The organism is Iodobacter fluviatilis, from assembly GCF_004194535.1.
GTDB classification, from domain to species: Bacteria; Pseudomonadota; Gammaproteobacteria; order Burkholderiales; family Chitinibacteraceae; genus Iodobacter; species Iodobacter fluviatilis_A.
On sequence record NZ_CP025781.1, the window covers coordinates 2,831,899 to 2,847,386 of the forward strand.

Here is a 15,488-nt window from a genome sequence, read left to right on the forward strand (position 1 = left end):
GATTTAGAAAACGAGATTTATAATATGTCGAGACTTGACACTTATGCTACTAATGATAGTAGATAATGTATTCATATTACGACGCTAGGATAATTTGATCAAATATGCCATTGCACTCTAGAATTGATTGCTCTAAATCAATAAATACCTGCTGACAATACAATATTTCAGAAGAATGCACGCCATCTTCAAGTAATTCACAAATAAATAGCGTTTCCTCATCTTGCACAATGCGTGCTGCTCCTTTTAGCTTATGTGTTAATTCGTTTATTAAGTGATAGTTTTGCGAATGAATAGCTTGTTTTAATGCCGCCAGATCGTTGATATTGGTGGCTTGCATGATGCTAATAAACTCCCTTAGCACCTCTTTATTATCAAAAGAAAATTGCCGGATCGTGTCATTAATCGTGTTAAAGCGTGCAATATCAAATTGATTATTTGTCTCTTGGACACGCACATTAGATAAAACCTCAGCCAGCTGATTGATATTCACTGGTTTGATCAGGCAGCGATTCATTCCTGCTTCTTGCGCCCGAATCGCTGTGCTTTCTCTGGCATCGGCGGTATAGCCGATAATAAAAATACTATCACCTAATTGTTCGCGCACATGTTTAGCAAAGGTAAAGCCATCAATTTCAGGCATAAAGCAATCACTGATAATGGCATCAAAATGACTGTGTTTCAGCAGCTCTAAAGCCTCATAAGCGGTGCTAAGACAACACACCTTGCTCAGGCCCAGAAAATGCAGCTGCTGTTCGAGCAGTAAGCGGTTGGCAGGGTGGTCATCGACCACCAGCAGCTTCAGTGCAGGGTCTGTGTGTGGCTGGGTGCTTAGTTCCTGATCCGCGCCGGCGCTGTCAACGATTTGGCTGGGTATCTTTAGCAGCACCGTTGTGCCGGCATCAGGTGCGCTGCGCAGAGATATTTCCCCTTGCATTTGTTTGACTAAATTAGCGCAGATCCATAATCCCAGCCCAGTGCCTGTTTTGCTCGAAAGCTCGCCCTGTGCATAGGCCTCAAATATTTGTGCCTGTGATTCCTCAGAAATCCCGCTGCCCGTATCGGTGACTTCAATCGCTAAAAGGGGCGGCTCATTTTGTCTGACCAGCCAGTTGACTTTAATGCTAACAGAGCCGCTATGTGTGAATTTAATAGAATTGCCAATTAGGTTACCTATAACCTGAGCCAGTCGTTTTTCATCGAGTAATACTAATTTTGGCAGATCAGGATCAAGATGAATCTTAAATTGCAGCCCGTTTTCTTTAATAATCGGGCGATAAACAGCATCAATGCCATCAAACAGGTGATACAAAGCGCAGGGGTGAGGTGAGATACTCAGTTTTCCAGCTTCTATTTTGGCCTGATCTAATATCCCATCTAATAAATTCAACAGGCTGTTTGCCGATTGAAAAATAGCAGAAAGATTACGATTGCTTGATTTTTTCAGTTCCAGCTCAATTAAACCTAAAATCGCATTCATTGGGGTACGAATTTCATGGCTGATAATAGCCAGAAATGTGGATTTAGCCCGGTTCGCTGTTTCTGCTTCGTTTTTAGCCTTAAGCAGCTGACGCCCATTTTCTTTTTGTTGTGAAATGTCAAACCAGCCACCCAGCACGGCATTTTGATCAAGGGTGATCGAAACAAAGGGTTTAGACCAAAGCATCAGATCATGCTTATTGCCGTTAGTTTGAACGTCCATTTCTTCATAAATTGTATCGTTGCTTGTTGATGCGCTTACCATGAGCTGTGTTAAACGTGCGTGCAGTGCTTCTTTTTCAATTGCATTATTAATCAGATTATTATATCTCTGATTAGAAATATGAATTTCTTGGCTTGGAAGATTAATAAATAATGCAAAAGGGAGCTGGTCGATCAGTCTGGATAGTGTATTAAGCTGCTCTTTAAGCATTTTACTATATTTGCGCGATTTATAGTTGCGAATAAATATATAAACAAGCAGAATAAAAGTTATAAACATAAGCAATAAAAATATTGCCCGGTAATTAGATTGCTGATTTAGGCTCAAACCCTTGTGCACGGTGGTTGATTTATTATTCAGCCAGTTGGTGCTGATCCCATTCAATTCTTCTTGCGAAATGCTCAAAACAGCTTTGTTAATTATTTCAGCCAGTATCGGTTTTTTAAGGGTGGTGGCAATAGCGATATTTGACGGTGTTGGGTCAGTTACGCCAATAATCTGAAATTTTTCGGTTTTCTCAGTAGAAATAATCGCTGTTGAAGAGCGCAAATTATTAATGATGGCATCTACTTTACCTTGCTCCAGTAACTGAAAAGTAGACAGCAGATCTGGTGCGTCAATAAAGGTAATTTTCTTAAATAGTTCAGGGTCAAGTATGGTTTCTTTAGCGATGGAATTTCTGATCACACCAACCTTTTTACCCGCCAGATCATTAGTGGAGTGTATTTCTGTATTATCGGTACGGGTAATAAGCCCCCAGAGGGACTGCATATAAGGCGGCGAAAAAAACATGGTTTTTTTTCTGCTTTCAGATATTGAAAGAATAGGAATTATATCTGTTGTATCATCAGAAAAACTTAATAGCTCATGGACGCCGCTTTGATTGACTTCAATAAATTGAAGGCCAGTCCGTTGCTCTATTTTTTCTAAAATATCAATCGCAATGCCAGTGGGCTTGGATGACGGAGTAATTTTAAACAGGAATGGATAAAAGTTAGAAGGGGCGGCGTATCTAACCTTTGGATTTGTTTTTAGCCAGTTTTCTTCTTCAGCTGTAAGTCTTATTTTTTTTATTATATTAGAATGATCTGGTCCACCTTGCCACCGATGCTGGATTTCAAGCTGGCTGTTGATAGGAATATCATCAATCGCTGTGTTCAGTCTTTTAAGTAAATCTGTATTTTTTTTTCTTACTAGAAAAACAAACGGGTCGTCAGTAATGGGGGATAAATTGGATATTTCCAAATTATTGAGCGACAACTGATTTAGTAAATAATTTGTTTCGGTCGCATTTCCAATATAAATATCTGATTTTTTAAATGAAACAGACTGAAGCGCTAATAAAGAGTTTTCAAATGATATTATTTCTTTGTTTTTATACTGCAGGCTAATTTTTTTTTTAAGGGGCGAATGGTTGCTGGTTGCAATGACTGGCAGGTATTTGCTCGAATCTCCTTTGCGTCTAACTTCTACAAAGTTATTTTGAATATAAGGGTCAGAGCTTACGGTGTCGTTATTTTTGTCGCTTGATTTTCCAGCTACAAAATCAATTTCTTCTTTTTTTAAAGCAAGAAAAGCACTTTCTTTGCTACTGAAGTTGATAATCATAAATTTTTTATTTAAAGCTTTCTCTAAGAATAATAAATAATCTGTTGTAATTCCTTGTCTGGTAGTGTTTCCATTTTTTATATGAAATGGAATGCACTCATTCAATACCATGCCCACTTTTAGCTTGGAATAATCGGAAGTATTAGTGCGATGAATTGCAGATGTCTGAACCTCTGGCTCAACGGCTATAGTGGGGTTTGCAAAGAACAAGCTTATAATACTGCACAAAATAAACAGAGTTTTTATTTTAATTGAGGTCATTTTCATTAACATAACTAGCGAGCTCAACCACAGAGTTGATATTTAATTTCTGTAAAATACGAACTTTATAATTACTGACAGTTTTATTACTGATAGAAAGAGCGACCCCGATTTCTAAATTGGATTGTCCCTCCGCAAGTAAGCGAGCAATCATTAATTCCCGATTAGATAAAGATTTGGATTCTCTTGCAATTTCTGTTCTTTTTCCATTTGTTAATCCCTGTATGATTGATTCAGGGAAAAATGAATAACCAGCAATCACCATTTTTACGGCCTGAAAAATATCATTTATATTTTTACCTTTACTGATAAATCCTTGTGCGCCAGCATTAAGCGCCCTAATGGCGTAAATATTTTCATTTTTAGCAGAAAGAAAAAGAACTTTAGTACTTAGCTCAGCGCTTCGAATTCGCTTCATGATTTCAAAACCATCAAGCCGGGGCAGTTCAAGATCTAAAATAACCAGATCAGCATCATTTTTTCTTAAATACTCCAGCGCATCAATGCCATTGCCTGACTCTAAAACAACTTTAAACTCGCCTGATTCTTCCAGTGCTGAACGAATAGCTAGGCAAATGGCTGGGTGATCGTCAATAATTACAATAGATCTCATTAAAGTATTCCTACTAACCCTGCTATTAATGATAAAAAATTTTAAATAATTAAATTAGGAATGGATGCCTTATATAATTTATTTTTTTATGGTGTGATTAATAACATACTTTTTATATTTTTCTTTAATTTTTTTCTCTTTAACCTCACGAGCGGAGTCAAATTTTTTATACTCAAAAGAGGCATTGTTTATCATTTAAAGGGCATGAGCAAGAGCCTAGTAATTAATCTTGCTGGGTAAGCTCTTGGGTGTGTTGTAAGTCTCATAAACGAGCAGAATATATGTAAATAATAAGAAATTTCACCAGTAATGCAAGAAATATCTCGTTACGGCACAAGGCGGGCATTGGTTAGAATTTCAGCATAACTAGTGAGGTGGCTAAATGTATAAAGTCCTGGTGGTAGATGACCATGATGGACAGAGATTTATTGTCTGTAATATGCTAAAGGAAATGGGGCTTAAGGATGTCGTGTCTGTAAATAGTGCAACAATTGCATTGTCGGACATTCATCAGTCTAGCAAATCCCTGCCTTTTGACATTGTGATTTGTGATTTACAGATGCCCTATATGGATGGGGTGGAGTTTGTCAGGGCGCTTGGAAAATGTAGTGAGGCGGCTCCAGCATTAATCTTTATGAGCTCATTTGATCAAAAAGTGCTGCAAGCGGCTGAAAGAATTGCGTTGGCCTATAAAATTCCAGTTTTGGGTTCTATTCAAAAGCCTATTTTATTGCCGCAGTTGAAAGCACTGCTTGAGCAGAAAAGACCGCTCATTGCAGAAAATACATCTAAGGTGTCATTAAATAAATTCAGCTTGCAACAAATTCGAGCCGGATTAAAATTAAATCAATTTATTCCCTTTTATCAGCCAAAAATCAATCTGGTTTCTGGTGAGTGTATTGGTGTGGAAATGCTCGCTAGATGGGCACATCCGGTGTATGGCGTTCTGACTCCTGATGTTTTCTCTGATATTTTTATTGATGATGAATGTTGTTCTATTTTAACTAAACGCCTTATTGTTAAATCTTTTGAAGATTTGGCAGATTTGAATGGGGAAAAAATAAGCCTTGCAATAAATTTAGCATGGAGTATGTTTAAAAAAAATGATATTGCTGATTATTTAATTAGCCAGGTGGGCACTTATAAAATAAACCCTGAAAGGGTGATAATTGAAATTACTGAATCTGAAGAATCGACCGACATGACTATTGCACTGGATACAATGATCAGATTGAGACTGTATGGATTTAAACTGGCTTTGGATGACTTTGGAAGTGGATATTCTAATATGGAAGTCATCAGCAGCTTGCCCGTTAATCAATTGAAAATAGATAAAAGCCTCATTCAGGGTGTGCACAAAAATAAGCAAAAGCTAAAAGTATTAGAATCTGTGGTTGATTTGTCTGAAAAATTAGCTTTAAAAATAGTGGCTGAGGGCATAGAAACGGAAGCAGAATGTAATATTGTTAAATGCTTGGGCGTGACGGAGGGGCAGGGATATTACTTTTCTAAGCCAAGAAGTATCAGTTCATTGAAAAAATATCTGGAAATTCAGGATGTGATTTTTCAATAATATTCTTGTGATTTTAATCATTTACTCTGATTTTAGCCGGTGTAATAGGTACTTACTGACTACGCTACCATAGCGCGGATGGTGCAAGATTATCCGAAACCCGACAGGTAAGTCTCTGAATTGACGAATCTACCCAGCGTAGCACTTACTATTTGAATTCATGATGTTTTAGATTTATATCTCAGGTAAGTACCCATTAGGATGATTCAGAGGTCGGCGCAGCGCCTGGGTCTTTCTATTAATCTAGGGTTAAGTCGCAGTGGAGAAATTTCCCCTGCTTCTTCAAGAACGTTCCCGTAGTTGCATTTTTTTATAACGCTTATGATGCAGTTCTCGACAGCAGTTATATGCTTTTGCAAATTTGTGAATTAATAATGAGGGTGTTTCAAGTGTGAGTAACTATCGCTTATTTGCTGCCGCATTAATGTTTATTGCTTTTTGCTCTTTTGCCGGAGAAGTGGAAGATTTACATGCTTTGGCGGGAAAACAAGAGTACGAGAAAATACTGAAACTCACCGACCAAGATGATTATCCACAAAAAAATACTTTGCGGGTTATGTTTATCAGAGGTGTTGCGCTGGCTAAATTAAAGCGCAATTCCCAGGCAATTGATCATTTTAAGGTTATGACAGAAAATTTTCCTAATCAGGCCGAGCCGTATATTAATTTGGGCGTTTTGTTAGCCGGCCAGGGTGCTGATGAATTGGCTCGTGATGCTCTGGAAAAGGCAAATACGCTGAATCCAAAAGTATTGGCTGCGCATGAAAACTTGGCTGAACTGTACTTGGCGATGGCAAAAAAAGAATATAGCAACGCGATTAAATTGGGCGGCAATAAAGAAAAGCTGGCTTGGATTAATAACGAAAACACAGCGGAAAAAATTAATCGGCATCCGGATAAAAAAGTTTTGCTGGAAAATGAATCTCTTGCAAAGGCTGTTCTGTTGGGTGATCTGGAAAAATGGCGTAAAGCCTGGTCAGATAAAAATATTGATCTTTACTTGTCTGCGTATAGTCAAAATATGAAGCCTGAAAATGGTCTTAGTTTATCTGTATGGAAAAAACAAAGAACAAATAGGTTGAGAACTGGCGGCAATATTGCTGTAAATATTGACTCACCAGTTGTAAGTATACTGAATAATAAAACTGCAAAAGTCAGTTTTATACAAAAATACACATCGGATTATTTGAGTGATGTAGTGAAGAAAACTATTTTATTTGAATTTTATAATAATAAATGGTTGATTGTTTCAGAAAAACAAGAAGGTGTTTTGTAAAGACTATCTCTAAATTTAATTTATTGATAGTTATTCTCTAGTTGTATATTTTATTTTTATTTCTTTAAAAGGATTACCAATGCGTACTAAAATTATTTCTGCATTTATCGTAGCAGCTTCTGTTTCCCCAGTAGCATTTGCTGAAGAGAAGGCTACCAGCACCCTTGAGGCCAGTGTCTTGGTGCGTGGTCAGAAAGATGGCTCGGATTACAGTATTAGTGTGACACCACGTGACACACTTAACTATGCATATAATGCAACGACTAAAGTATTTGAAATTACCAATGCTCAAGGCACTATTCCATTAGATATTAAAGTTGCAGCACCTGCAGGTTTTGATGCTGAGACTACTAGGTCGTTTAAACTGTTGGCAAAGTCTAAAGACGGGGTAATTAGCAAAGGCACCAGCAATTTCACTATTCAGCCTATTATCGGAGGTTATCAGCTTGGATCCACAGAGGTTGATTTGATGAGTGTGGATATTGCTGGTCTTGAAAGCTTTGATGGTGTCAGTGGTAATTCTGTCGTTAAGATGGGCGCAGAAATTACTAAAGTTTCAACGGCTACAGGTGCAACGCTTACAGATATGTCGAAATTAGCGGATGGTATTTATCAGGGTAATATTCTGGTTGATCTTAAGGCCGAATGGACTTGGGGCGCTTAATCTAATTCAAGCTGGCCTGTTTTTCAGGCCAGTTTTTTTTACGAGGATCTATGAAAAAATTTATATTTATACTTATGTGTTTCGCCGGGTATGAAAATTCATTTGCAGTTTCACTGGATAATTTTTATTCCTATTTGCCATCAGACAAAAGCAGTATTTCTATTGAAGTAAAAAATCCGGATCCTACTGCTGCACATTTGTTTAAAGTAGAAGTTTATCCGGTGGAATCACCCTATAAAATGGATAAAATAGTTGCGGATGATCTGAGTGCCAGCGATGTGTTATTTACTCCAGAAAAAACGATTGTTCCAGCTAATGGTGCCGTTAAAATAAAATTTGTTTATAACGGGCCAAAAGACGATAAAGAAAGATATTTCGCCATTAAATGGACCGATCTACGGATTGATCGCACCAATAAAGCGGATACTGAAAAAGCGGCCAGTGCAGCTCAGCGTGTCACACTGGCTACAGCATTGATTGTACTTCCACGTAATGAAAAATTTGCTTATTTGCTGGATAAAAAAGCAATGAAAAACACCGGCAATAGTATGTTTAAATTTTTCTTTGATGGGAAATGCAATAAAGAAGGTGCCGTTGTGCCTTGCTCTGATGCCGGGCCATTATTGCCAGGCAGAAGCTATTCATTTGACAAGTATGACTTTGTTCAGCCGCCTGTTGTTGGTATTTGGCGTGGAAGCAGAGTGATTGATGCTGTACGCAGTGATGAAGTTAAAGAATAATAAATAAAACAGTGTTGTATTTTAATTTTTTTATGGCGGTAAGCGTATGGCTTGTTTAACTGATGTGGCAACTCACAAGGTTAACCAAGGCGGTTAATCAGGGATTCAGTTGTACATTGTTATCAGGTGCTTAAAGTGAGCTTATCGCAATATCTATTCTTTTTTATGATGACATTGTCGTTGTATACCCCAGCAATGGCTGACCTTGAGTTATTGGATGATATTGAAGAAAGCTCAGATGCTGGCCTGAATATTGAATTACCTGAAACGCTTTCAGAGAATGTTTCTCAAGGAAATTCTTATTTTGTATTAATAGAAAATATTATCTCTGATGCTGGGCCAGCGAGGGATCTTGCTGTTGCTGGTGTTATTCCTGTTACTCCTTCTGCATTAAATCAGTTATTAATTCCGGAAGAAATACGTGAATTTCTCAGCGATGGCGTGACGCTGGATTTGTATCTGAAAAATATTGATGATGAAACTGAAGAATTAGTGCCTTTTGCATCGCTGTCTCTTGTTTATCAGGATCAGTTGTTTTTGATTAAAAATATATCATTAAAGCCAGAGCGTAAAGTACGATTAACTGCAGCTTCGCGTACTCAATTAATGGGCGCTATAGGTAAATCACTAGATCAAAATGGAGGGTTTAATTTTGGTTCTGGTATGCGGATGCAGATTGATATCGAAACGATGAAGGCATTTTTAGAAGTTTCGCAACAAAATTTCGGGCTCAAAGATATTACGCGCACCACTTATCTGGGCGATTCGTCTGTTAAAGCCCTCGGTAATATTTTTAATTATGGATTAAATGCTTATGCCAGCAATAGTAATGACATAAGCAGTCATTCTGCCTATTTGAATTTTAATAATGTTACGTCCCTTGGTGAGCAGCATCTGTTTATTAATGGCGATCTGACCAGTAATAGTGATGACAGTGCATTTAATCTGGATGAATTAGTGTATGAGCGAGATTTTGCCGGAAGAAGGCTGGCATTAGGGATGCTGAGCGGCTGGTCATTGCAATCTCTGGGGAATGTTTCTACTTTATCTGGCGAGCAGATGTATGGATTTTCATACGGCAATGTTGCTAAATCGGCTAAGCACGATTCATCGCAGTCTTTAACACCGATTACGGTTTACCTACCTTCTTCAGGCGAGGTGCGTGTCTTGCGGGATGGTAAATTATTAAGCAGCCAGCGCTTTCCTTTGGGTAGCCATGAGCTGGATGCTTCCCGCTTGCCTGGTGGTATTTATGATGTTGAGCTTGAGGTGGTGGTGGGGGGGAAAGTGGTTTCCAGCCGCCGTCAGCAAATTAATAAATCTTATAACACCAATGCCAATGGAAATGAGCTTGCTTGGCAGGTATGGGGCGGGGCAGCTAAGAAGAATCAGAACTACGACTATAGCAACAATGCAGAACGGGATAATGATTTTGAGCCGCTTTATGGTATTTCACTCGCTGCACAAGAGGGCATGCTGAGTTGGAGTGGGTCGGTATATCATAATCAAAATACATTGGTGGTTGAGGCAAGCCCGACGCTGCAAATCAATGAAGATATCCGCCTTGATTTACAGACATTGTATGGCAGTGATGGTTTATTAAGAAATATGGCCAATTTGAATCTAAATATTCCGGGTGGGTGGGGCAGTTTGTGGGCGGGTACAGAGCGGGGGCATGAAGGAAAAACCTTGCCAATGTATATCGCTAATCGTAATACATTTGGTGCCTCTTTAGCGCTGGCAAATCTGCACCAATCACTGGGGTCCGTTTCATTAAGCTTTGAAAGTGATTTGGATGAGCAGCAAAAATATATCCGAGCGGATTACAGCCACAATATTAATATGAAATATGCCACTGCTTCTATGCAAGTGGGCGTTAATCATTATATTAATAATAGTGATCATTTTAATGAGCGGGACACTCAATATTTTGCCAATGTAAATCTGTCATTTCCAATGGATTCTGATTTTAGAATTGGGGTTTCTACACAGGGTAATGACAAAACACTGGATCTGAGTGCTGCAGCATCCCTAGATGGTGTGATTAATCGCGTTGGTGCGGATATCAGCACCAGCTTGGGCGGCGAAAACTCACAAACTAATTATGGTGCCTATGCCAATTACCGCGGGCGTTATGCCGAGGGCTCTGTGTCATTTTCCGGCAGCGATGATACGCAAAGTATCTCTCTTACCAATAATGGCAGTTTTGTTATGGGTGATGGCGGGATTGTGGCAGGCCGTGGGGATACCGGAGCGGGTTCGGCCGCGGTGGTAGTGAATATGCCTGAAATTGGCGCAGATGATCTGGAAGCTAATATCAATGGTCAGCGTTATCCATTGTCATCCGGAAAAAATTTAATCACTCTGCCGGCCTATGATGATTATTCAATTCAAGTTAATAGTACTGATGATGCAAATAGCTCCTATCAGATTCAGGGCGAGTCACTGAATTACAATCTTTACCCAGGTAATATTGTTGAAATTACCCCCGGCGTTAAACAAATGGTCACCGTTTTTGGGCGTTTAACCACTGAAAACGGTAAACCATTGCGTGGTGTCAGTATCAAAAATCACATTGGTGAAACAGTGACAAATGAAACCGGAAATTTTGCTATTGACGTTGATATTAAATATCCGGAAGTAAAAGCGGAATCTGAGGAAACGGGTTTGTTTGATGTAAAAATGAAATTGAATGCAGATAAATCCGTGGTTTGGCTAGGGGAAGTGGTTTGGCGTGGTAAAGAGGTGAAAAATTATAATGTTTCGCCTCCGCTTTAATATTGATATGCCGAATCTATTGAATTCCTGTACAGGTGAAATTAATGAATAAGAATAAGAAAAATATTTGTTTATATTTAACCTCCGCAATCACGATGATTGCGGCTGTTTTATTTATGGAACCCGCCTTTGCTGGGCCGTTGATGCAAACCCGCCCAGCCGTACCTGATTTAAGCCACCCGCTGCGCCCTGCCTTGCCGGATTTGGCGGTGCCATTGCAGCCAAATAAACCCCACACCCGGCCTTTGCCTATCAAGCAGGTGTTCCGTATGGAGCAAGGTGTGCTGCTGATAGAAGATCAGGTGGCCAATACACAATACATCACCACGCTGGACAGCCGTGGAAGTATGGAGCTGGGTTCCCCTGCTGCGGCTATTTTTGGTGCGCGTATTCCTCGGCAAGGTGCGAAAAAGCCAGCGGTTTGGTATACGCATAAAACTGATCCGCAAGTGAAGCAAATCCATCTTTTAAAGCCGCGTGAGGCATTTCAAGGCATGGCCGATGAATATGGCAATGCCGTTGCGCTGAGCAGTGATCGCTTTGAGGTGCAAAACGGTCGTCAGCTAAACCCTGTTTTAAGCCCAGCGGCCTTTGATGGCTTAGCCAAAATGTCTGCCGGTGCTTCCCGTCAGCTTTCTCTGACTGAAATCCTGGCCGATGGCCGTGAGCGTGAACGGATTAATACCGTCTATAAGCGCGGGCAGTTAACGCTGGGGGCTGCTCCAGCGCAATCATGCCGCAATGAAGTGCTCGATGGGGTAGCGGGTAAATTATGTGTGCTGCGCACCATTCAGGGGCAACATCAGGCCACAACCGGCGGAGATATTAAGTTCACCATCCGCTCGCGCATCGCAACACCCAATGCACGGTTCCGCGTGGGTGCAAATTGGCATCGTCTTGGTGAAAGTGTGCCTTTGGCTGAATTTGCCAACAGCAAGCAAATTGAGGTGTTTTTTGTCCCTCCTGCACCCGTTGAAGGTGCGGTAGCCATGCCGCTGCTTAATCTGGACCGCGTTGTTGAGGCGGGGTTTTATTCTTCTTCCCGATTATCCCGGGGGGATCGTTTTAATCTGCAAATTAGTAACCGCCCGATAACGGACGGGACACACAGCGTGATGTCGCGGCTGGGTTTGTTGCTGATCGACGATCAGCCATCAGGCCGCCAATATATTACTACTTTGTCGGGCACGGCCAGTCAGGCGGTCTTTGGTGAGCGCCGCGCTCAGGGCGGCACACGGCCAGTGATCTGGTATGCCGAAAACAGCCGGTTTAAATCTTTATTTCCTTTGCTCAGTATCGTTAATTTGCAACCCCCACAGTATTTTGCCGGGGTGGCCAATGAGCAGGGGCAGATTTCTGTGGGCCGGATGGGTGCATTGCCTGGGTATGTTAATCCTGCGTTTAATGAACAAGCTTTTGCTGATTTTGTGGGGATGCCGGTAGGTAAACAGCAGCTATTGAGCTTTGACGGGCAACGCAGTGGGGGTGATAAATCGCGCTTTCAATTGAATCTGTCGAAGGCCGCGCAGTTAATACTGAGTGCAGACGGCACCTGCCGTGCAGAAGCGGTGGAGGGTGTAGCGGGCCAAGTGTGTGTCTTGCGCCGGGTGGGCGGAGAGAGCAAAGCCAATACGGCAGGCGAGGTGCGTTTTCGCGTTAGTGCGCATTTGCGTGCAGCGGAGCAGGCGCAGTCACGATACAGGGTCAGTCATGTTTGGCATAAGCTGGGTGAGCCGGTGGGGCTGACTGAATTCGGGCAATCGAAAGCGATTGAGTTGTTTATTCCGGATACAGAGGCGGGTGATAACAAAGCAACATTCAATACGATCAATGGGGAGTTTTACGCGCCGGGGCGCAGCCATGATCGTTTTGTTATTGGAATGAGTGTAAAAAAATTTAAGAATTCTACTAAATTGCCAATTAGACCAAAAGGCGGCAGAACAGATTATGCACCTCACATCATTGATTATAACGGAGGTGGGATATATCCAGCTCCTGAGACTTTAAGTTTAGGGGCACTTCCTGTCGGGCAACGATTCAATTTGAAAACCTATCCTGAAACCGGCTGGAAGAGTGGGTTTGAGAAATCTGGACAGCCATCTGTCTGGGCACCTCAAGGATCACCTTTTACATGTGGCACATCAAAGCCATTGGCCCCTAATTCCGATGGGACGATTCCATCTGGAAATAAAGATTTTGTATTTAAATTTTATTCTTCTGGGAATTTTATTCCATGCAATGGGAGCAGGCCTTTTTTTACAGCACAGTCTGATGGGCAAACCGCGATGTTTTATTTTTCTGCGGGGCGGTTTCAAATCATGATTGAGCGTGTTGGCAGTTCGGGGGATCAAACCATGATCACATACCCGACGATTATCCCGAGAGTTGATCCTACTGATGCGGGTGTTTTTGACTTTGTTGGCCCTAACGAGAATCAACCTAATGTCCATCCGGGTTTTTATCCTGATCGTGATCAGGGGTATCCATTCCCACCAACCCCAGCTAAGGTTGCCTCTTTAACGGCAACCCCGAATCCTGTTGTTGAAGGAAGCACAACCAAGGTGACTGTGAAGCTGGATAAAGCCGCATTAGCCGGCCAAAAGGTCTACGTCAAGTTTGCGGCAGGCACTGCAGATATCACTGATTTAGCAAATCAGGGCATGCTGAATTTAGTCGGTGCAACGGGTGCTGTGTCGAATCTTGGTACGGGTGGGGCGGTGACGGTGACTACAGGCGCTACCGAATTCACTTTTGATATCAGTACAGCCAACGATGCCGATGAAGGGACGCAGAGTTTTGAGGTGCGGGCGAAGGAAGGCCAAGCTGATGTAGCCACCGCGCCGAAGGTAAAAATTGATATCGAGGCCATTGCAACGCCTGCCGTGGTCAGTACTTTAGAGGCAACGCCCAACCCTGTGGTTGAGGGAAGTACGACTAAGGTGAAAGTGAAGTTGGACAGAGCCGCATTAGCCGGCCAACAGGTCTACGTCAAGTTCGCGGCTGGCACTGCAGATATCACTGATTTAGCAAATCAGGGCATGCTGAATTTAGTCGGTGCAACGGGTGCTGTGTCGAATCTTGACACGGGTGGTGCGGTGACGGTGACTACAGGCGCTACCGAATTCACTTTTGATATCAGTACAGCCAACGATGCCGATGAAGGGACGCAGAGTTTTGAGGTGCGGGGGAAGGAAGGCAATACAGATGTAAGTACTGCACCGAAGGTGATCATTGAGATCACTCCCAAGGTTGAAGCTCTCAAGGTGGAAAGTGTGGTTGCCAGCCCCAAAACAGTGTTGGCGGGTGGGAAAGTCAGATTTACCGTTACGCTTAATAAGCCCATTGCCAGAAGCCGTGCTAATCAGGCCGTGTTTGTGCGGTTTGCCGGGGTGGGCGGATCCCCAGCTGGGATAGATGATCTTGTTACTCCGAGCATGCTTAATCTGCAGGGGGCCTCGGGGCCGGTGAGTGATTTGAGTGTTGGGGCGGCGGTTGCAGTACCAACCGGCGGGAAGGTATTTACATTTGACGTGCAAACTAAGGCTGACGCAGAGCTGTTTGATGAGCAGTTTGAAATTCGGGCCAATATTGGCACATCAGAAGTTGGATTGACGCAGGCTAAAGATAGCGTCACGATTGAGCCTGCCCCTGTTTCACCTACGATTGAGTTTTCGTCTGTTGCAACGGAGCAAGCAGGGGTGTTTAAAGTAGGAGCCCCAGCCGTTGACATGAGCTACGGGGTAAAAATCAGAAATGTTGTAATCATTCGCAAGAATAAAGATATACCTGCATCGAAAGTGGCGGCGTATCTGAAACAGCGTATACAGCGTGCCTTCGCTGCGAGTATCAAGCTGGACAGCATGGGAACGGCCAATGTCGGTGGGGCTCAGTATTGTACATTTACCAGTGATCGGGGGAATAAGTTAATTCCTTTGCCCGTCAGCATGATTTACAACGCAGCAGATACACCCCTTGATTGTAATGGGGCGAATGGCATTAGTTTAGGTTACCCAGGCGTGACAGGGGACTGGAGTGCTCAGGATGCCACCACGTATATTGCCCGTGTCGGGATGAAATTTACGATGGGGGATCCGGTGTCCCAAAAAACCAGTACCGGTGGTTATTGGTATGGGATTGCCAGAAGCAAAGGGAAGTTGGTTTTGTCTTTGAACACCGGGCCCTGACACTTTAGTTTTTATAGTGAATTGACGGCAAAAAAAGGGGCGGCAGCCATCGCTGCCCCGTGATGCCGGCAGCCATGTTTTGATATCCC

Annotated in this window: 8 protein-coding genes; 6 read left to right on the plus strand and 2 right to left on the minus strand. The window is 42.1% G+C overall.

Annotation, left to right across the window (positions count from 1 at the left end; translation table 11 throughout):
• Window positions 1-76 precede the first annotated feature (76 nt).
• Window positions 77-3,577, minus strand: coding sequence for an ATP-binding protein (locus C1H71_RS12585; RefSeq protein ID WP_188053250.1), 3,501 nt, complete (start codon window positions 3,575-3,577; stop codon window positions 77-79).
• On the minus strand, window positions 3,558-4,184 hold the full coding sequence (locus C1H71_RS12590) for a response regulator transcription factor (RefSeq protein ID WP_130106848.1): 627 nt from the start codon (window positions 4,182-4,184) through the stop codon (window positions 3,558-3,560). Before C1H71_RS12590 ends, C1H71_RS12585 begins: the two co-directional genes overlap by 20 nt.
• Before the next feature lie 382 nt (window positions 4,185-4,566).
• Here C1H71_RS12590 and C1H71_RS12595 point away from each other — a divergent pair, with 382 nt between their 5' ends.
• The 6 genes from C1H71_RS12595 to C1H71_RS12620 all read left to right on the plus strand — a co-directional run bounded on the left by C1H71_RS12595 (window position 4,567) and on the right by C1H71_RS12620 (window position 15,399).
• Entirely contained in the window at window positions 4,567-5,757 is a 1,191-nt protein-coding gene (locus C1H71_RS12595) for an EAL domain-containing protein (RefSeq protein ID WP_130106849.1), read from the plus strand.
• Window positions 5,758-6,148: 391 nt separating this feature from the next.
• On the plus strand, window positions 6,149-7,033 hold the full coding sequence (locus C1H71_RS12600; protein ID WP_130106850.1) for a L,D-transpeptidase Cds6 family protein: 885 nt from the start codon (window positions 6,149-6,151) through the stop codon (window positions 7,031-7,033).
• A gap of 79 nt (window positions 7,034-7,112) precedes the next feature.
• On the plus strand, window positions 7,113-7,697 hold the full coding sequence (locus C1H71_RS12605) for a hypothetical protein (protein WP_130106851.1): 585 nt from the start codon (window positions 7,113-7,115) through the stop codon (window positions 7,695-7,697).
• A gap of 50 nt (window positions 7,698-7,747) precedes the next feature.
• Complete coding sequence (locus C1H71_RS12610) at window positions 7,748-8,437, plus strand: EcpB family pilus assembly chaperone (RefSeq protein WP_130106852.1); 690 nt, start codon at window positions 7,748-7,750, stop codon at window positions 8,435-8,437.
• 135 nt (window positions 8,438-8,572) lie between these two features.
• Entirely contained in the window at window positions 8,573-11,215 is a 2,643-nt protein-coding gene (locus C1H71_RS12615; protein ID WP_130106853.1) for a TcfC E-set like domain-containing protein, read from the plus strand.
• Window positions 11,216-11,259: 44 nt separating this feature from the next.
• Complete coding sequence (locus C1H71_RS12620) at window positions 11,260-15,399, plus strand: hypothetical protein (RefSeq protein WP_130106854.1); 4,140 nt, start codon at window positions 11,260-11,262, stop codon at window positions 15,397-15,399.
• The last annotated feature ends 89 nt before the right edge of the window (window positions 15,400-15,488 follow it).